Origin of the sequence: Streptococcus infantis ATCC 700779 (assembly GCF_000187465.1) — a bacterium.
In the GTDB taxonomy this organism is placed as follows: Bacteria; Bacillota; Bacilli; order Lactobacillales; family Streptococcaceae; genus Streptococcus; species Streptococcus infantis.
In genome coordinates this window covers 1,170,255-1,189,048 of the sequence record NZ_GL732439.1, presented here as the reverse complement: position 1 = coordinate 1,189,048, position 18,794 = coordinate 1,170,255, and the positions used below count along the sequence as shown (strand labels likewise).

16 protein-coding genes and 2 pseudogenes are annotated in these 18,794 nt (G+C 39.4%); 16 read left to right on the top strand and 2 right to left on the bottom strand.

What is annotated here, in order from left to right; all coding sequences use genetic code 11:
• Positions 1-163: 163 nt before the first annotated feature.
• A pseudogene (guaA, locus tag HMPREF9423_RS11775) lies at positions 164-1,726 on the bottom strand (glutamine-hydrolyzing GMP synthase).
• Positions 1,727-1,866: 140 nt separating this feature from the next.
• On the opposite strand from guaA, the gene HMPREF9423_RS08280 reads away from it, so the two are divergent.
• From HMPREF9423_RS08280 to erm(B), 9 genes and pseudogenes are all read left to right on the top strand, one after another.
• Positions 1,867-2,565 (top strand): GntR family transcriptional regulator, encoded by a 699-nt coding sequence (locus tag HMPREF9423_RS08280; protein WP_006148871.1) that lies wholly within the window; start codon positions 1,867-1,869, stop codon positions 2,563-2,565.
• Between the two features lie 236 nt (positions 2,566-2,801).
• Positions 2,802-3,992 (top strand): methionine adenosyltransferase, encoded by a 1,191-nt coding sequence (gene metK, locus HMPREF9423_RS08275; RefSeq protein ID WP_006148870.1) that lies wholly within the window; start codon positions 2,802-2,804, stop codon positions 3,990-3,992.
• 328 nt (positions 3,993-4,320) lie between these two features.
• Entirely contained in the window at positions 4,321-4,635 is a 315-nt protein-coding gene (locus HMPREF9423_RS08270; protein WP_006148869.1) for a YdcP family protein, read from the top strand.
• A gap of 15 nt (positions 4,636-4,650) precedes the next feature.
• Entirely contained in the window at positions 4,651-5,037 is a 387-nt protein-coding gene (locus tag HMPREF9423_RS08265) for a YdcP family protein (RefSeq protein ID WP_000985015.1), read from the top strand.
• A 28-nt stretch (positions 5,038-5,065) separates the two neighbouring features.
• Positions 5,066-6,451, top strand: a complete 1,386-nt coding sequence (locus HMPREF9423_RS08260) for an FtsK/SpoIIIE domain-containing protein (RefSeq protein WP_000813488.1) — start codon at positions 5,066-5,068, stop codon at positions 6,449-6,451.
• A 177-nt stretch (positions 6,452-6,628) separates the two neighbouring features.
• A pseudogene (mobT, locus tag HMPREF9423_RS08255) lies at positions 6,629-7,831 on the top strand (MobT family relaxase); the annotation flags it as partial.
• Complete coding sequence (locus HMPREF9423_RS12675) at positions 7,814-8,047, top strand: peptide-binding protein (RefSeq protein WP_148842514.1); 234 nt, start codon at positions 7,814-7,816, stop codon at positions 8,045-8,047. The pseudogene mobT and the gene HMPREF9423_RS12675, both read left to right, overlap by 18 nt.
• Positions 8,048-8,095: 48 nt before the next feature.
• On the top strand, positions 8,096-8,179 hold the full coding sequence (locus HMPREF9423_RS08250) for a 23S rRNA methyltransferase attenuation leader peptide (RefSeq protein ID WP_001814874.1): 84 nt from the start codon (positions 8,096-8,098) through the stop codon (positions 8,177-8,179).
• A gap of 124 nt (positions 8,180-8,303) precedes the next feature.
• Positions 8,304-9,041, top strand: a complete 738-nt coding sequence (gene erm(B), locus HMPREF9423_RS08245) for a 23S rRNA (adenine(2058)-N(6))-methyltransferase Erm(B) (RefSeq protein WP_001038795.1) — start codon at positions 8,304-8,306, stop codon at positions 9,039-9,041.
• Positions 9,042-9,297: 256 nt separating this feature from the next.
• Here the strand turns inward: erm(B) and HMPREF9423_RS08240 are convergent, their stop codons facing one another.
• Entirely contained in the window at positions 9,298-10,545 is a 1,248-nt protein-coding gene (locus HMPREF9423_RS08240; protein WP_000019067.1) for an ISL3 family transposase, read from the bottom strand.
• Between the two features lie 179 nt (positions 10,546-10,724).
• Between HMPREF9423_RS08240 and HMPREF9423_RS08235 the strand changes: the two genes are divergently transcribed.
• The 7 genes from HMPREF9423_RS08235 (at position 10,725) to HMPREF9423_RS08205 (ending at position 18,579) form a co-directional block, all read left to right on the top strand.
• Entirely contained in the window at positions 10,725-10,946 is a 222-nt protein-coding gene (locus HMPREF9423_RS08235) for a hypothetical protein (RefSeq protein ID WP_001009056.1), read from the top strand.
• A gap of 116 nt (positions 10,947-11,062) precedes the next feature.
• Entirely contained in the window at positions 11,063-11,560 is a 498-nt protein-coding gene (locus HMPREF9423_RS08230) for an antirestriction protein ArdA (protein WP_000342539.1), read from the top strand.
• A gap of 88 nt (positions 11,561-11,648) precedes the next feature.
• Entirely contained in the window at positions 11,649-12,041 is a 393-nt protein-coding gene (locus HMPREF9423_RS08225) for a conjugal transfer protein (protein WP_000723888.1), read from the top strand.
• Positions 12,025-14,472 carry a conjugal transfer ATPase TcpF gene (tcpF, locus tag HMPREF9423_RS08220; RefSeq protein WP_000331160.1) on the top strand — a complete coding sequence of 816 codons (2,448 nt, stop codon included), beginning with the start codon at positions 12,025-12,027 and terminating at the stop codon, positions 14,470-14,472. Before HMPREF9423_RS08225 ends, tcpF begins: the two co-directional genes overlap by 17 nt.
• A 2-nt stretch (positions 14,473-14,474) precedes the next feature.
• Entirely contained in the window at positions 14,475-16,652 is a 2,178-nt protein-coding gene (locus HMPREF9423_RS08215; RefSeq protein WP_000804748.1) for a CD3337/EF1877 family mobilome membrane protein, read from the top strand.
• The gene (locus HMPREF9423_RS08210; protein WP_000769868.1) at positions 16,649-17,650 is read left to right on the top strand and encodes a bifunctional lytic transglycosylase/C40 family peptidase; all 1,002 of its coding nucleotides are present in this window, start codon (positions 16,649-16,651) and stop codon (positions 17,648-17,650) included. The genes HMPREF9423_RS08215 and HMPREF9423_RS08210 overlap by 4 nt, the downstream gene beginning before the upstream one ends.
• Positions 17,647-18,579 (top strand): conjugal transfer protein, encoded by a 933-nt coding sequence (locus HMPREF9423_RS08205; protein ID WP_001224318.1) that lies wholly within the window; start codon positions 17,647-17,649, stop codon positions 18,577-18,579. Before HMPREF9423_RS08210 ends, HMPREF9423_RS08205 begins: the two co-directional genes overlap by 4 nt.
• Positions 18,580-18,794 lie beyond the last annotated feature (215 nt).

Here is an 18,794-nt window from a genome sequence, read left to right as displayed (position 1 = left end):
ATCATTAGGTTATTGGAGCTATACTTACTATATTATAGCATGGTTTCAAGGATTTAAAAAGAGGAGTTGAGAGTCGAGAAATTATCCTAATATTGAAATTATAAAAAATAATACCACTGTAGTCCATGCTCCAGCAGTATTATTTATTATTTTATAGGAAACTTTATTCCCACTCAACAGTTGCAGGTGGTTTACTTGTAATATCATAGACGATGCGGTTAACGTGATCAACTTCGTTTACGATACGGACAGAGATTTTCTGGAGAACTTCCCAAGGGATCTTAGCGAAGTCAGCTGTCATACCATCGATAGAAGTGATAGCACGGATAGCGATGGTGTAGTCGTAAGTACGTCCATCTCCCATAACACCTACTGAACGAACGCCAGTGTTAACAGTGAAATATTGCCAGATGTCGCGGTCAAGGCCAGCTTTAGCGATTTCTTCACGCAGGATAGCGTCTGATTCACGAACAGTTTCAAGTTTTTCTTCAGTGATTTCCCCCATGACACGGATAGCAAGTCCTGGTCATGGGAATGGTTGGCGCCATACAATGTGGTCTGGCATGCCAAGTTCAGTACCTAGTGCACGAACTTCATCTTTGTAAAGAGTGTTAAGTGGCTCGATCAGTTCAAACTGCATGTCTTCTGGAAGTCCACCAACGTTGTGGTGAGACTTGATGGTTTGAGCAGTATCGGTACCAGACTCAATCACGTCAGTATAAAGAGTTCCTTGAGCAAGGAATTTCACATCTTTGAGCTTGCTTGCTTCGTCATCAAAAACATAGACAAACTCGTTACCGATAATCTTCCGTTTTTGTTCAGGGTCAGATACACCAGCTAATTTATCAAGGAAACGTTTGGCAGCATCTGCTTTTACGATATTGAGACCAAACTTACCACCAAGCATCTCCATAACTTGATCAGCTTCCCCTTTACGGAGAAGACCGTGGTCTACAAAGATACAGATTAACTGATCGCCGATAGCTTTTTGGAGAAGAACTCCAACTACAGAAGAGTCAACACCACCAGAAAGTCCAAGGAGGACACGTTTGTCTCCAACTTTCTCACGGATTTGTTTGATTTGCATCTCGATGAAGTTATCCATAGTCCAGTCACCTTTGGCACCACAGATATTTAAAGCAAAGTTACGCAAAATATCATAACCGTGAACTGAGTGGCGAACTTCTGGGTGGAATTGGATACCGTAAATTTTCTTATCAGGGTTTTCAATAGATGCATAAGGACAGTCTGCAGAAGTTCCAGTACGAACAAAGTCAGCAGGAATTTCAGTAACAGCATCCCCGTGGCTCATCAAGACAAGTTGCTCATCTGGAGTACCCGCAAAAAGAGCTGAATCTGTGTGAGTCAATGTTGATTGACCGTATTCACGATTACCAGCATCGCCTGCAGGAACAACCTTACCACCAAGCTTGTGAGTCAATAGTTGCATACCATAGCAGATTCCCAAAATCGGAATTCCAAGTTCAAAAATCTCTGGATCAATATCAAACGATCCTTCTTCGTAAACAGAGTTTGGACCACCTGAAAGTACAATCCCAATAGGATTGATAGCACGGACTTCGTCAGCCGAAATCTTGTGACTTTTTAGTTCTGAAAAGACACCAATCTCACGGATACGACGTGAGATGAGTTGGTTGTACTGGCTACCATAGTCTAGTACGATGATCTTTTCGACATCTTGCAAATCAGTTGAAATGTTGCTCATCTTTTCCCTTTCTTGAAAGAAATATCTTCTTGAATATTCTATCATAAAAGGGTTAGAATTACCAACCAAACAAGTGCGGTTTGACTTTTCCCTATGAGTTACGGTACAATGGAAAAAATAAAGAAAAGAAGTGATCAAGCATGTTACCAGCTTATATGAAAATCCACGACCAAATCAAGAAAGACATTGATGAGGGAAGTTGGAAAATTGGGGAAAGACTTCCAAGTGAGCGAGATTTAGCAGAAGAATTTGCCGTTAGCCGCATGACCTTACGTCAAGCAATCTCTCTTTTGGTTGAAGAAGGGGTTTTGGAACGACGTATAGGTAGTGGGACCTTTGTTTCAAGTACACGTGTTCAGGAAAGAATGCGTGGAACAACTAGTTTTACAGAGATTGTTAAAGCTCAAGGGAAAACTCCGTCTAGTCACTTGATTTCTTATCGTCGAACCATTCCAAATGAGCAAGAAGTGGCTAAACTAGGTTTACTGCCAACTGACAATATCATTCGTATGGAGCGTGTTCGCTATGCCGACAAAGTCCCTGTAGTCTATGAAGTGGCGTCGATCCCTGAGAAATTTATCAAAAATTTCAAAAAAGAAGAAGTAACCAAGCACTTCTTTCAAACCTTGCAAGAGCATGGTTATCGAATTGGTAAATCTCACCAGACCATATACGCACGTTTAGCCAAAGAAAAGATAGCTCATTATTTAGAAGTTGAAAAAGGGCATGCTATTTTAGGTTTGACTCAGGTTTCTTACTTTGATGACGGAACGGCTTTTGAGTATGTAAAGAGCCAATACGTCGGAGAACGGTTTGAATTTTATCTAGAAAATAATTAGTTTATAACATCACTCTTAAAGTAGAAACTCATCTATTTTTAGAGTTTTTATTTGGTTATGATTAGAAAACATTTTCCTAGCAAGAAAAATAGCAATCATACGAGTATTTTTTAAAGATTCGTGTTATAATAGTTAGGTTATATGGTCCCGATAAGGTGGTGGGATTGATTGTAAATACTCTTCCTACCAGTTCTTTGTAACTCTATAACGAATATTTTTTAAGGGGGGACATTTTTATGTCAGAACGTAAATTATTCACGTCTGAATCTGTATCTGAGGGGCATCCAGATAAGATTGCAGACCAAATTTCAGATGCTATCTTGGATGCTATTTTAGAGCAAGATCCAGAGGCGCACGTTGCTGCTGAAACAGCTGTTTATACTGGTTCAGTACATGTTTTTGGTGAAATTTCAACAAATGCCTATGTCGATATTAACCGAGTGGTTCGTGATACGATTGCAGAAATCGGTTATACCAATACAGAGTACGGTTTTTCTGCGGAGACGGTAGGAGTTCACCCATCCTTGGTAGAACAATCACCAGATATCGCTCAAGGGGTTAATGAAGCCTTAGAAGTTCGTGGGAATGAAGATCAAGATCCACTTGATTTGATTGGTGCTGGTGACCAAGGTCTCATGTTTGGTTTTGCAGTTGATGAGACTGAAGAACTCATGCCATTGCCAATCTCACTCAGCCACAAGTTGGTTCGTCGCTTGGCAGAGCTACGTAAGTCTGGTGAAATTAGCTACCTTCGTCCAGACGCTAAATCTCAAGTTACTGTTGAATATGATGAAAATGATCAACCAGTGCGCGTGGACACTGTCGTTATTTCAACTCAACACGATCCAGAAGTTAGCAATGAACAAATCCATGAGGATGTAATCAACAAGGTCATCAAAGAAGTGATTCCAGCTTCATATCTTGACGATGAAACTAAATTCTTCATCAATCCAACAGGTCGTTTCGTTATCGGAGGACCTCAAGGAGACTCAGGTTTGACTGGTCGTAAGATCATCGTAGATACCTATGGTGGTTATTCACGTCACGGTGGTGGTGCCTTCTCTGGTAAGGATGCCACTAAGGTTGACCGTTCAGCTTCTTATGCAGCTCGCTACATTGCAAAAAACATTGTTGCTGCAGGTCTTGCTAAGAAAGCAGAAGTGCAATTGGCTTACGCGATTGGGGTAGCTCAACCTGTATCTGTCCGTATCGATACTTTCGGTACTGGAACAGTAGCTGAAAGTAAACTTGAAAAAGCAGCGCGTCAAATCTTTGACCTTCGTCCTGCAGGAATCATCCAAATGCTTGACCTCAAACGTCCAATCTACCGTCAAACAGCGGCTTATGGACATATGGGACGTACAGATATTGATCTTCCATGGGAACGCTTGGATAAAGTAGAAGCCTTGAAAGAAGCAGTTAAGTAACATAAAAATCTAGTTATCCGCATAAAAACTGGACTTATCACACTTTATCAAGGTCAAAACCACTCAATTTACTACTAATTTACTACTTATGAATGAGCTTTGATACGACGATTTATCCTTGAAAAGTGAAGATATAAAGATACTTCCAATAAAATTTGAATATTTAATAGGTAGACACTTCAAAAAATGAGGTGTCTATTTTTTTACCCGATTTTGAAAGGAAGTGAACTTATGAAAACAAAAAATCAAGAATCAAAAGGTCGTTCCCCACTCTTTAAGACCATCAAACATTCATTCAGCCAATAAAAAAGAAAGGATAGGTAAAAATATGGAACTTAAATTTGTGATTCCCAACATGGAAAAAACATTCGGCAATTTAGAATTTGCTAGCGAGGATAAAGTCGTTCAGCGAAGAATCAACGGACGGCTAACTGTCTTATCAAGAAGCTATAATCTCTATTCTGATGTTCAAAGAGCAGATGATATTGTGGTGGTGCTTCCTGCTGAAGCTGGCGAAAAACATTTCGGCTTTGAGGAACGTGTGAAGTTAGTCAATCCACGTATTACCGCAGAGGGCTACAAAATCGGCACTCGTGGTTTTACAAATTACCTTTTACATGCTGACGACATGATAAAAGAATAAAGAAAGAGAGGAAAAATGATGAGATTAGCAAATGGCATTGTATTAGATAAAGACACGACTTTTGGAGAATTGAAATTCTCTGCTCTACGTCGTGAAGTGAGAATCCAAAATGAAGACGGGTCGGTTTCAGATGAAATCAAGGAACGTACCTATGACTTAAAATCCAAAGGACAAGGACGCATGATTCAAGTAAGTATTCCTGCCAGCGTGCCTTTGAAAGAGTTTGATTATAACGCACGGGTGGAACTTATCAATCCCATTGCGGACACCGTTGCTACTGCCACCTATCAAGGAGCAGATGTTGACTGGTATATCAAGGCAGACGATATTGTGCTGACAAAGGATTCTAGTTCATTCAAAGCTCAACCACAAGCAAAGAAAGAACCGACACAAGACAAATAGTCGCTAGGTAGAAAGGAGACTTTTTCGCATGAAACAGCGTGGTAAAAGGATTCGCCCATCTGGTAAAGATTTAGTCTTTCATTTTACGATAGCGTCACTCCTGCCTGTTTTCCTGCTGGTTGTCGGACTGTTTCATGTGAAGACAATCCAGCAGATCAACTGGCAGGATTTTAACCTATCACAAGCAGATAAGATTGACATTCCCTATTTAATTATCAGTTTCAGTGTCGCAATTCTTATCTGCTTGCTGGTAGCGTTTGTATTCAAACGGGTTCGCTATGATACGGTTAAACAACTTTACCACCGTCAAAAACTGGCAAAGATGATACTTGAAAACAAGTGGTATGAATCTGAACAGGTCAAAACAGAGGGTTTCTTTAAAGATAGTGCTGGTCGTACAAAGGAAAAGATAACCTACTTCCCTAAAATGTATTATCGACTTAAAAATGGCTTGATACAGATACGGGTGGAAATCACGCTGGGAAAATATCAAGACCAACTCTTACACTTGGAAAAGAAATTAGAGAGTGGCTTGTACTGTGAGCTGACGGATAAAGAGTTAAAGGATTCCTATGTGGAATATACTTTGCTCTATGACACCATAGCCAGTCGTATTTCTATTGATGAAGTAGAAGCTAAAGATGGTAAACTTCGCTTAATGAAAAACGTATGGTGGGAATATGATAAGCTCCCTCATATGTTGATTGCTGGTGGTACAGGTGGCGGTAAAACTTACTTTATACTGACACTGATTGAAGCCTTGCTTCATACAGATTCAAAACTGTATATTCTTGACCCGAAAAATGCTGACCTTGCGGACTTAGGTTCTGTGATGGCAAATGTCTACTATAGAAAAGAAGACTTGCTTTCTTGCATTGAAACATTCTATGAAGAAATGATGAAACGTAGTGAGGAAATGAAGCAGATGAAGAACTATAAGACTGGCAAAAATTATGCTTACTTAGGTCTCCCGGCACACTTCTTAATCTTTGATGAATACGTCGCTTTCATGGAAATGCTGGGAACAAAAGAAAACACCGCAGTTATGAATAAGCTGAAACAGATTGTCATGTTAGGTCGTCAAGCTGGCTTCTTTCTAATACTGGCTTGTCAACGTCCAGACGCAAAATATTTAGGCGACGGAATCCGTGATCAGTTTAATTTCAGAGTGGCTTTAGGTCGTATGTCTGAAATGGGCTATGGCATGATGTTTGGCAGTGACGTACAAAAGGATTTCTTCTTAAAGCGAATCAAAGGTCGTGGCTATGTTGATGTAGGAACAAGTGTCATATCAGAGTTTTATACTCCCCTTGTACCAAAAGGATATGATTTCTTGGAGGAAATTAAAAAGTTATCCAACAGCAGACAGTCCACGCAGGCGACGTGCGAAGCGGAAGTCGCAGGTGTGGACTGATCTTGCTGGCTGGTGTGGCAATAGCCACGCCAGCACTTAACCCCCCGTATCTAACAGGGGGGTACAAATCGACAGGAAACAGTCAAAAAAACATTAGAAAATCCTTTGGTTACAAGGGATTTACAAAATTTCAGCGTATGTCAAATGGGCTTTAAAAGTTGACATACGCCTTTTTGATTGGAGGGATTTTTACTGAATGAACAAACTTGGTTACAGCATTTAAAAGAAAAACGCTTGGCTTATGGACTATCTCAAAACCGTTTAGCTGTTGCGACTGGTATTACAAGGCAGTATCTAAGCGATATTGAAACAGGAAAAGTCAAGCCATCAGAGGATTTACAGCAGTCCCTTTGGGAAGCTCTGGAACGCTTCAATCCCGACGCTCCCCTTGAAATGCTGTTTGATTATGTAAGAATTCGCTTTCCGACAACAGACGTACAGCAGGTGGTCGAAAACATCTTACAACTGAAACTGTCCTATTTTCTTCATGAGGACTATGGTTTCTATTCTTATTCAGAGCATTATGCTTTAGGCGACATATTCGTCCTTTGCTCCCATGAACTGGACAAAGGAGTTCTGGTGGAATTGAAAGGTCGTGGGTGCAGACAATTTGAAAGCTATCTTCTGGCACAACAAAGAAGCTGGTATGAGTTCTTTATGGACGTTTTGGTGGCTGGCGGTGTGATGAAACGCCTTGACCTTGCCATTAACGATAAGACAGGGATTTTAAATATCCCTGTACTCACTGAAAAGTGCCAACAGGAAGAATGTATCTCCGTCTTCCGCAGTTTTAAAAGCTATCGCAGTGGCGAACTGGTACGCAAAGAGGAAAAGGAATGTATGGGAAACACCCTCTATATCGGTTCATTACAAAGTGAAGTTTATTTCTGTATCTATGAAAAGGACTACGAGCAGTACAAGAAAAATGATATTCCCATTGAAGACGCAGAAGTAAAAAACCGTTTTGAGATTCGATTGAAAAATGAGCGTGCCTATTATGCAGTCCGTGATTTACTCGTCTATGACAATCCAGAGCATACCGCCTTTAAAATTATCAATCGGTATATCCGTTTTGTAGATAAAGACGATTCCAAACCTCGTTCTGATTGGAAACTGAATGAAGAATGGGCTTGGTTTATTGGGAACAATCGTGAACGATTAAAACTAACCACAAAACCAGAGCCTTACTCCTTCCAAAGGACGCTGAACTGGCTATCTCATCAAGTTGCCCCGACCTTAAAGGTTGCGATTAAACTTGATGAAATCAACCAGACGCAGGTTGTAAAAGACATTCTCGACCATGCGAAACTGACAGACCGACACAAGCAGATTTTGAAGCAACAGTCAGTAAAAGAACAGGACGTGATAACAACAAAAAAAGGATATCTGTCAACCATACCAGTTGACAGATATCCAAAAAAAGATATAATGGGAGATAAGACGGTTCGTGTTCGTGCTGACTTGCACCATATCATAAAAATCGAAACAGCAAAGAATGGCGGAAACGTAAAAGAAGTTATGGAAATAAGACTTAGAAGCAAACTTAAGAGTGTGTTGATAGTGCATTATCTTAAAATTTTGTATAATAGGAATTGAAGTTAAATTAGATGCTAAAAATTTGTAATTAAGAAGGAGGGATTCGTCATGTTGGTATTCCAAATGCGTAATGTAGATAAAACATCTACTGTTTTGAAACAGACTAAAAACAGTGATTACGCAGATAAATAAATACGTTAGATTAATTCCTACCAGTGACTAATCTTATGACTTTTTAAACAGATAACTAAAATTACAAACAAATCGTTTAACTTCTGTATTTGTTTATAGATGTAATCACTTCAGGAGAGATTACATGAACAAAAATATAAAATATTCTCAAAACTTTTTAACGAGTGAAAAAGTACTCAACCAAATAATAAAACAATTGAATTTAAAAGAAACCGATACCGTTTACGAAATTGGAACAGGTAAAGGGCATTTAACGACGAAACTGGCTAAAATAAGTAAACAGGTAACGTCTATTGAATTAGACAGTCATCTATTCAACTTATCGTCAGAAAAATTAAAACTGAATACTCGTGTCACTTTAATTCACCAAGATATTCTACAGTTTCAATTCCCTAACAAACAGAGGTATAAAATTGTTGGGAATATTCCTTACCATTTAAGCACACAAATTATTAAAAAAGTGGTTTTTGAAAGCCGTGCGTCTGACATCTATCTGATTGTTGAAGAAGGATTCTACAAGCGTACCTTGGATATTCACCGAACACTAGGGTTGCTCTTGCACACTCAAGTCTCGATTCAGCAATTGCTTAAGCTGCCAGCGGAATGCTTTCATCCTAAACCAAAAGTAAACAGTGTCTTAATAAAACTTACCCGCCATACCACAGATGTTCCAGATAAATATTGGAAGCTATATACGTACTTTGTTTCAAAATGGGTCAATCGAGAATATCGTCAACTGTTTACTAAAAATCAGTTTCATCAAGCAATGAAACACGCCAAAGTAAACAATTTAAGTACCATTACTTATGAGCAAGTATTGTCTATTTTTAATAGTTATCTATTATTTAACGGGAGGAAATAATTCTATGAGTCGCTTTTTTAAATTTGGAAAGTTACACGTTACTAAAGGGAATGGAGATAAATTATTAGATATACTACTGACAGCTTCCAAGAAGCTAAAGAGGTCCCTAGCGCCTACGGGGAATTTGTATCGATAAGGGGTACAAATTCCCACTAAGCGCTCGGGACCCCTTGTAGGAAAATGTCCTAAGTGGGATATCTGTCAACTGGTATGGTTGACTAAAAATACTTCCTACGAAAATGTAGGGGGTATTTTTTTACGAAAAAATACAATCGATTCTTAAAAAGAAAAATTTTTGATTGGCAAAACCATAACAAGTTCGTTTTAGGGTTTTGATTTTGCGATTGATGCCTTCTAAAGGACCATTAGAGTATTCAAATTTAGCGCTATTTAAGACATATTTTCTGTTTTGACGAAGGGTTTGAATAGCAGTATCCATTTCTGTATTGGTTTTTTGGTAGTCTAAGATGGTTGACTCTAGTAATTCACTATTGCGCTCGTTTAGGGCTTTCGTGATATCTTGGTAAGTTTGGTATACTTCAGCGAACTTGGAAAATTTACTAGTAATGAGATCAACAGCATTTTGGCGAGTCATATATTGTTTAACGCCGCGAAGAAAAACTACTTCTTCAGGGTGAAGATCTTCAGCTTTTTTATGGAATAGCTTCCAATGTGACTTCATAATTTTATATTCTTGGCTCTGTTTATCAAGTTGCTTTAGGATAGAGATACGACAATTGTCCAAAGCGCGACCAGCTAATTGTACAAGGTGGAAGCGATCAATAATGATATTGGCATTAGGGAAAAGGCGATAGATAAAACTTTGATATTGAGCATTTAAATCAATTACAACTGATTGAACGCATTCGCGTTCGGCTTTTGAATAACGACTTTCAAAATAATCAACAATGGTAGGTGATAGACGATCCTGTAACTTTGTGACAATTTGGTGGGTTTCAGCGTCACAACAGATAAAGGACATCACAGACTTAATTGAACGAAACTCGTCAAAACATAGATGCTTAGGCAACTTAGCCACACGATAGTGTGGTTCCATGCGCTCTAAGATTGTTCGACGAACACTGCTAGGAGAGCAGTGACACATTTCAGCAATAAGCTGACCAGATAAGCCTTTACGAGCTAAAAGCATGATTTGATTTTTGAGATCACTGGATAAGGTTTGATTTTCTTTGGTTAAATTAGTAATAGCACCAAAAGTAGTATGGCATGATTTACATTTATAGCGTTGTTTACGAAGCTCTAGTTCATATCTTCTCCCATTTAAACTTGCCAGTCGTACATGAGTTTTGCGAAAGCCATCCTTATTAACTGTGGGAAAGCCACAGTTACGACAACGATTAATCGGATAAGAAAGAGTAGCTGTTATTAGCGTTATATACTCTTTAACAGAATCGTTGTTGTGTTCAGCTTCTTCAACAGAAATAATTTTAATATTTTTATCTTTAATTCCAAGAATATTTAGGATAGAATCATTATGGGACATTTGTTTAACCTTCTTTCATGATTTTTGTGGTGAATTGATTGTATAACGAGGGGACAGCAAATGTCCTCTTTTTTGTATAAAAAAATCTGGCATGGAATCTCTATCCATACCAGAAAGTGTATACCCCAAAAAAATAACTCAAATACAAATTCATTGAATATAGAGAGGAGAACATTTTTATGAATTTTGGACAAAACCTTTATAACTGGTTTCTATCAAACGCTCAATCACTGGTGCTTTTAGCAATCGTTGTGATTGGCTTGTATCTTGGCTTCAAGCGTGAGTTTAGCAAACTGATTGGCTTTTTAATTATTGCGATTATTGCGGTTGGCTTAGTCTTCAACGCTGCTGGAGTAAAAGACATTTTACTAGAGCTATTCAATCGCATTATTGGTGCTTAAATAAAACCGTTCTTTTGTGGAATATAAGTGGTTTTCTTATGTTCCGCAAAGGAATGGTACACCAAACGAAGTGCGGTAGGGATTTTTGAATCTCTACAAAGAAAGGACGTGAATATATGGACGATATGCAAGTCTATATTGCGAATTTAGGCAAATACAATGAGGGCGAATTGGTCGGTGCGTGGTTTACCTTTCCCATTGACTTTGAGGAAGTCAAAGAGAAAATCGGCTTGAATGATGAATATGAGGAATACGCCATTCATGACTACGAGTTACCCTTTACGGTTGACGAATACACTTCCATTGGCGAACTCAATCGACTATGGGAAATGGTATCGGAATTACCCGAAGAATTACAATCGGAGCTATCTGCTCTGCTCACTCATTTTTCAAGCATTGAAGAACTAAGCGAACATCAAGAGGATATTATCATTCATTCCGATTGTGATGATATGTATGACGTGGCACGCTACTACATTGAAGAAACGGGTGCTTTAGGCGAAGTACCAGCTAGTCTTCAAAACTATATTGATTATCAAGCCTATGGTCGGGATTTAGACCTTTCAGGAACGTTTATCTCAACCAATCATGGGATTTTTGAAATCGTCTATTAAATCTGTCGGTACATTACTACTGGCAGATTTTCTATTTTACGGGGTGGCTCAATCAGCTACCCCTATTTTTTATGAAAGGATTGATTACATGAAGAAAATACGAAGCTATACCAGTATCTGGTCTGTGGAAAAGGTACTGTATTCTATCAATGATTTTAGACTTCCGTTTCCCATAACCTTTACGCAAATGACATGGTTTGTCGTGTCACTCTTTGCAGTGATGATACTTGGCAACTTGCCCCCTCTTTCCATGATAGAGGGAGCATTTCTCAAATACTTTGGGATTCCTGTGGCTTTCACATGGTTTATGTCTACAAAAACTTTTGATGGTAAAAAGCCTTATGGATTTTTGAAGTCTGTCATTGCTTATGCACTGCGACCAAAGCTGACCTATGCAGGAAAAAAAGTAACGCTTGGCAGAAACCAGCCACAAGAAGCCATTACAGCAGTTAGGAGTGAATTTTATGGCATATCCAATTAAATACATTGAAAACAATCTCGTCTGGAATAAAGACGGGGAATGTTATGCTTACTATGAGCTTGTTCCTTACAATTACTCATTTCTAAGTCCAGAACAGAAAATACAAGTGCATGATTCTTTCAGACAGCTTATCGCACAAAATCGTGATGGCAAAATTCATGCTTTACAAATCAGTACAGAATCCAGCATACGTTCTGCACAAGAGCGTTCCAAAAATGAAGTCACTGGCAAGCTCAAAGCGGTTGCCTATGACAAAATCGACCAACAGACAGACGCTTTAATATCCATGATTGGCGAAAATCAAGTGAACTACCGTTTCTTTATCGGCTTTAAGTTGCTTCTCAACGATCAGGAGTTTTCTATGAAAAGTCTTACCGTTGAAGCAAAAAATGCTTTGTCTGATTTTGTCTATGATGTGAACCATAAGCTGATGGGCGATTTTGTTAGTATGAGTAATGATGAAATCCTGCGTTTTCAGAAGATGGAAAAGCTCTTAGAAAATAAAATCTCTCGTCGTTTCAAAATCCGCAGGTTAGATAAGGACGACTTCGGCTATCTGATTGAACACCTTTACGGACAGACAGGCACTGCCTATGAAGAGTATGAGTACCATCTATCAAAGAAAAAGCTGGATAATGAAACGCTGATTAAATACTATGACTTGATTAAGCCTACTCGCTGTTTGGTGGAAGAAAAACAGCGATATTTGAAAATCCAGCAGGAAGATGAAACCGTCTATGTAGCTTACTTTACCATTAACAGCATTGTCGGAGAACTGGACTTCCCGTCCTCTGAAATCTTCTACTACCAGCAACAGCAATTTACATTCCCGATTGATACGTCAATGAATGTGGAAATTGTAGCGAATCGTAAAGCCCTATCTACTGTCCGCAATAAAAAGAAAGAACTGAAAGACTTGGATAACCACGCTTGGCAAAGTGATAATGAAACCAGCTCCAATGTGGCGGAAGCTCTGGAAAGTGTGAATGAGCTGGAAACCAATTTAGACCAAAGCAAGGAATCTATGTACAAGCTGTCTTATGTGGTAAGGGTATCAGCAAATGATCTTGACGAACTCAAACGTCGTTGTAATGAAGTGAAAGATTTTTATGACGATTTAAGCGTAAAACTGGTACGACCATTTGGGGATATGCTCGGCTTACATGAAGAATTTTTACCTGCCAGCAAGCGTTATATGAATGATTATATTCAATACGTGACCTCTGATTTCCTCGCTGGTTTAGGTTTTGGTGCTACTCAAATGCTGGGGGAAAATGAGGGGATTTATGTTGGCTACAGCTTAGATACTGGACGCAATGTCTATCTGAAACCTGCTCTTGCCAGTCAAGGGGTTAAGGGTTCAGTAACCAATGCGTTAGCGTCGGCTTTTGTTGGTTCGCTGGGTGGTGGTAAATCCTTTGCGAATAACCTTATCGTCTATTATGCGGTGCTTTATGGGGCACAAGCAGTGATTGTAGACCCAAAAGCAGAACGTGGCAGATGGAAAGAAACCTTGCCAGAGATTTCCCATGAAATCAATATCGTCACTCTGACTTCTGATGAGAAAAACAAAGGCTTACTTGACCCTTATGTGATTATGAAAAATCCCAAAGATTCTGAATCACTGGCTATTGATATTCTGACATTCCTTACGGGGATTTCCTCTCGTGATGGGGAACGCTTCCCAATCCTTAGAAAAGCCATTCGTGCAGTAACCAATAGTGAAGTACGAGGGTTGATGAAAGTGATTGAGGAATTACGGGTTGAGAATACGCCACTAAGTACCAGTATAGCCGACCATATCGAAAGTTTTACAGACTATGACTTTGCACATTTATTATTCAGTAATGGTTATGTGGAGCAGTCTATCAGCTTAGAAAAACAACTGAACATTATACAGGTTGCGGACTTGGTACTTCCCGACAAGGAAACTTCCTTTGAGGAATATACCACTATGGAGCTTTTATCCGTTGCTATGCTGATTGTCATTAGTACCTTTGCTTTAGACTTTATCCATACAGACCGAAGCATTTTCAAGATTGTAGATTTAGACGAAGCATGGAGCTTTTTACAGGTAGCACAAGGAAAAACACTATCTATGAAGCTGGTTCGGGCTGGTCGTGCTATGAACGCTGGGGTATATTTCGTGACCCAAAATACAGACGACCTCTTAGATGAAAAACTGAAAAATAACCTCGGCTTAAAATTTGCATTTCGTTCCACTGACCTTAACGAGATTAAAAAGACCTTAGCCTTTTTTGGTGTAGACCCAGAGGACGAAAACAATCAGAAGCGATTGCGTGATTTGGAAAACGGGCAATGCCTTATCAGTGATTTATATGGTCGTGTCGGTGTGATACAGTTCCACCCTGTATTTGAAGAACTGCTCCATGCCTTTGATACCAGACCACCTGTGCGAAAAGAGGTGTAAATGTGAAACCATCAATAGTAAACAGAATAAAATCAAACTGGACGCTGAAACGTCTAGGTAAAGTGGCAATGACAGTGGCTTTCACACTTGTGATTGCCATTTTTCTTTTAGCCATGCTGGGAACGGTGGTTCAAGCTGCGGGCTTGGTAGATGATACGGTCAATGTGGCAAATGAATACAGCCGATACCCACTTGAAAACTATCAACTGGATTTTTATGTGGATAATAGCTGGGGCTGGCTTCCGTGGAACTGGTCGGACGGGATTGGAAAACAGGTCATGTATGGACTATATGCCATTACCAATTTTATTTGGACAATCAGTTTGTATGTTTCCAATGCGACAGGTTACTTAGTACAGGAAGCCTATTCCTTAGACTTCATTTCCGCTACAGCAGATTCCATTGGTAAGAATATGCAGACCTTAGCTGGTGTGAGTGCAAACGGATTTTCAACAGAGGGTTTCTATGTTGGATTCCTCTTACTCTTGATTTTGGTTCTTGGGGTTTATGTTGCCTATACGGGACTGATAAAGAGAGAAACCACAAAGGCAATTCATGCCATTATGAATTTTGTGCTGGTGTTTATCCTATCGGCTTCCTTTATTGCCTACGCTCCCGACTACATTAAAAAAATCAATGACTTTTCATCAGACATCAGTAATGCCAGTTTATCACTTGGCACGAAGATTGTCATGCCCCATTCCGATAGTCAAGGCAAGGACAGCGTGGACTTAATCAGAGATAGCCTGTTTTCCATACAGGTTCAGCAACCGTGGCTACTGCTTCAATACAACAGTTCAGACATTGAAAGTATCGGTATTGACCGTGTGGAAAGCCTGCTCTCCACCAGCCCAGATTCCAACAATGGCGAAGACAGAGAAAAAATTGTTGCGGAAGAAATTGAAGACAGAAGCAATACCAATCTAACCATTACAAAGACCATTAACCGTTTAGGTACAGTCTTCTTCCTATTTGTCTTCAATATTGGGATTTCCATATTTGTATTCCTATTAACAGGAATCATGATTTTCTCGCAGGTACTTTTTATCATCTATGCTATGTTTCTGCCTGTGAGCTTTATTTTAAGCATGATTCCATCATTTGATGGTATGTCAAAACGAGCCATAACAAAGCTCTTTAATACCATTTTGACACGAGCTGGAATCACATTGATTATTACGACAGCATTTAGTATTTCAACCATGCTCTATACCTTATCGGCTGGTTATCCGTTCTTTTTGATTGCTTTTCTACAGATTGTGACCTTTGCAGGAATCTACTTCAAGCTGGGCGATTTAATGAGTATGTTTTCTCTACAGAGTAACGATTCTCAAAGTGTGGGAAGTCGTGTGATGAGAAAACCTCGTATGCTTATGCACGCTCACATGCACCGTCTACAGCGGAAACTTGGACGTTCCATGACTACTCTAGGGGCTGGGTCTGCCATTGTTACAGGTAAAAAAGGACAGTCGGGTTCGGGGAGTTCTGCAAGGACACAAGCAGATCACTCCCGACCAGACGGAAAGGAAAAATCAACACTTGGAAAACGTATCGGTCAAACCATCGGTACAGTAGCTGATACCAAAGACAGAATGGTAGACACTGCTAGTGGTTTGAAAGAACAGGTTAAAGATTTGCCGACCAATGCAAGATATGCAGTATATCAAGGAAAATCCAAAGTAAAAGAGAATGTCCGTGATTTAACCAGTAGTATTTCTCAAACCAAAGCGGACAGAGCCAGTGGACGCAAGGAACAGCAGGAACAAAGGCGAAAAACCATTGCGAAGCGTCGCTCTGAAATGGAACAGGTCAAACAGAAAAAACAGCCTGCTTCTTCTGTTCATGAAAGACCGACTACAAGACAAGAACAATATCATGATGAACAGACCTCAAAACAGTCTAATATTCAGACTTCATATAAGGAATCTCAACAAGCCAAACAAGAGCGTCCAGCAGTTAAGTCCGATTTTTCAAGTCCAAAAGTGGAACGCCAAGGCAATACCGTTCAAGAAAAAACCGTTCAAAAGCCAGCAACTTCAACCACTACAGCAGATAGAACTTCACAACGTCCAATCACAAAAGAACGTCCGTCTACTGTTCAAAGAGTACCACTACAAAATACAAGAAGTAGACCACCAATCAAAACCGCCACCATTAAGAAAGTCGGTAAGAAACCATGAAGTTGAAAACTTTAGTGATTGGTGGTTCTGGATTATTCTTGATGGTCTTCTCACTGCTTCTGTTTGTTGCCATTTTATTTTCAGATGAACAGGACAGCGGAATTTCCAATATTCATTATGGAGGTGTGAATGTTTCCGCAGAAGTGCTGGCTCATAAGCCTATGGTAGAAAAATATGCCAAAGAATATGGCGTTGAAGAATATGTCAACATACTTCTTGCGATTATACAGGTGGAATCGGGCGGTACTGCGGAAGATGTTATGCAGTCCTCGGAATCCCTCGGTCTTCCACCTAATTCATTGAGTACAGAAGAATCCATTAAGCAAGGTGTGAAGTATTTCAGTGAATTATTAGCCAGTAGCGAAAGGCTCAGTGTAGATTTAGAATCGGTTATCCAGTCCTACAATTATGGTGGTGGTTTCTTAGGGTATGTGGCTAATCGTGGAAATAAATATACCTTTGAACTGGCTCAAAGTTTCTCAAAAGAGTATTCAGGTGGCGAAAAAGTGTCTTACCCCAATCCCATAGCCATACCTATCAATGGGGGCTGGCGATACAACTATGGCAATATGTTTTATGTGCAACTGGTAACGCAGTATCTTGTCACAACAGAGTTTGATGATGATACGGTACAAGCCATCATGGACGAAGCACTGAAATATGAGGGCTGGCGATACGTTTACGGTGGAGCTTCCCCGACTACTTCTTTTGATTGTAGCGGACTGACACAATGGACGTATGGAAAAGCTGGAATTAACTTACCACGAACCGCACAACAGCAATATGATGTGACCCAGCATATCCCACTATCGGAAGCACAAGCTGGCGATTTGGTTTTCTTTCATTCTACCTATAACGCTGGCTCTTATATTACTCATGTTGGGATATACCTTGGCAATAACCGTATGTTTCATGCAGGCGACCCAATCGGTTATGCCGACTTAACAAGCCCCTACTGGCAACAGCATTTAGTGGGAGCAGGACGAATCAAACAATGAGAAAGGAAGATTTAATGATGAAATTTAGAAAAAATCAGAATAAAGAAAAACAGATACCAAAGGAAAAGAAACCTCGTGTCTATAAGGTCAATCCTCATAAAAAGGTTGTGATTGCCTTGTGGGTACTTTTAGGGCTTAGTTTCAGCTTTGCGATATTCAAGCACTTTACAGCTATAGATACTCATACTATTCACGAAACAACTATCATAGAAAAGGAATACGTTGATACTCATCATGTAGAAAATTTTGTAGAGAACTTTGCGAAAGTCTACTATTCATGGGAGCAATCCGATAAGTCCATTGATAATCGAATGGAAAGTCTAAAAGGCTATCTGACAGATGAACTTCAAGCTCTCAATGTTGATACAGTACGCAAAGATATTCCTGTATCGTCTTCTGTAAGAGGATTTCAGATATGGACGGTAGAGCCAACTGGCGACAATGAGTTTAATGTAACCTACAGTGTAGACCAGCTCATTACAGAGGGAGAAAATACAAAGACCGTCCACTCTGCTTATATAGTGAGTGTTTATGTAGATGGTTCTGGAAATATGGTACTGGTTAAGAATCCGACCATTACCAACATACCTAAGAAATCAAGTTATAAACCAAAAGCCATTGAAAGTGAGGGGACGGTTGATTCCATTACAACCAATGAAATCAATGAGTTTTTAACGACGTTCTTCAAGCTCTATCCTACAGCGACAGCCAGTGAACTTTCCTACTATGTGAATGACGGGATATTAAAACCAATCGGAAAAGAGTACATCTTTCAAGAACTGGTAAATCCTATTCACAATCGTAAGGATAATCAAGTCACGGTATCGCTGACAGTGGAGTATATCGACCAGCAGACCAAAGCAACGCAGGTATCTCAATTTGATTTGGTACTTGAAAAGAACGGGAGTAATTGGAAGATTATAGAATAACAAATATTGGTACATTATTACAGCTATTTTGTAATCACGTACTCTCTTTGATAAAAAATTGGAGATTCCTTTACAAATATGCTCTTACGTGCTATTATTTAAGTATCTATTTAAAAGGAGTTAATAAATATGCGGCAAGGTATTCTTAAATAAACTGTCAATTTGATAGTGCGAACAAATAATTGGATGTCCTTTTTTAGGAGGGCTTAGTTTTT

Coding starts and splice junctions, on each gene's coding strand:
- HMPREF9423_RS08280 (WP_006148871.1), top strand. CDS start 1,867: ATGTTACCAGCTTATATGAAAATCCACGACCAAATCAAGAAAGACATT.
- HMPREF9423_RS08240 (WP_000019067.1), bottom strand. CDS start 10,545: ATGTCCCATAATGATTCTATCCTAAATATTCTTGGAATTAAAGATAAA.
- HMPREF9423_RS08230 (WP_000342539.1), top strand. CDS start 11,063: ATGGACGATATGCAAGTCTATATTGCGAATTTAGGCAAATACAATGAG.
- tcpF (WP_000331160.1), top strand. CDS start 12,025: ATGGCATATCCAATTAAATACATTGAAAACAATCTCGTCTGGAATAAA.
- HMPREF9423_RS08260 (WP_000813488.1), top strand. CDS start 5,066: ATGAAACAGCGTGGTAAAAGGATTCGCCCATCTGGTAAAGATTTAGTC.
- HMPREF9423_RS08235 (WP_001009056.1), top strand. CDS start 10,725: ATGAATTTTGGACAAAACCTTTATAACTGGTTTCTATCAAACGCTCAA.
- HMPREF9423_RS08205 (WP_001224318.1), top strand. CDS start 17,647: ATGAGAAAGGAAGATTTAATGATGAAATTTAGAAAAAATCAGAATAAA.
- metK (WP_006148870.1), top strand. CDS start 2,802: ATGTCAGAACGTAAATTATTCACGTCTGAATCTGTATCTGAGGGGCAT.
- HMPREF9423_RS08250 (WP_001814874.1), top strand. CDS start 8,096: ATGTTGGTATTCCAAATGCGTAATGTAGATAAAACATCTACTGTTTTG.
- HMPREF9423_RS08225 (WP_000723888.1), top strand. CDS start 11,649: ATGAAGAAAATACGAAGCTATACCAGTATCTGGTCTGTGGAAAAGGTA.
- HMPREF9423_RS08210 (WP_000769868.1), top strand. CDS start 16,649: ATGAAGTTGAAAACTTTAGTGATTGGTGGTTCTGGATTATTCTTGATG.
- HMPREF9423_RS08270 (WP_006148869.1), top strand. CDS start 4,321: ATGGAACTTAAATTTGTGATTCCCAACATGGAAAAAACATTCGGCAAT.
- HMPREF9423_RS08265 (WP_000985015.1), top strand. CDS start 4,651: ATGATGAGATTAGCAAATGGCATTGTATTAGATAAAGACACGACTTTT.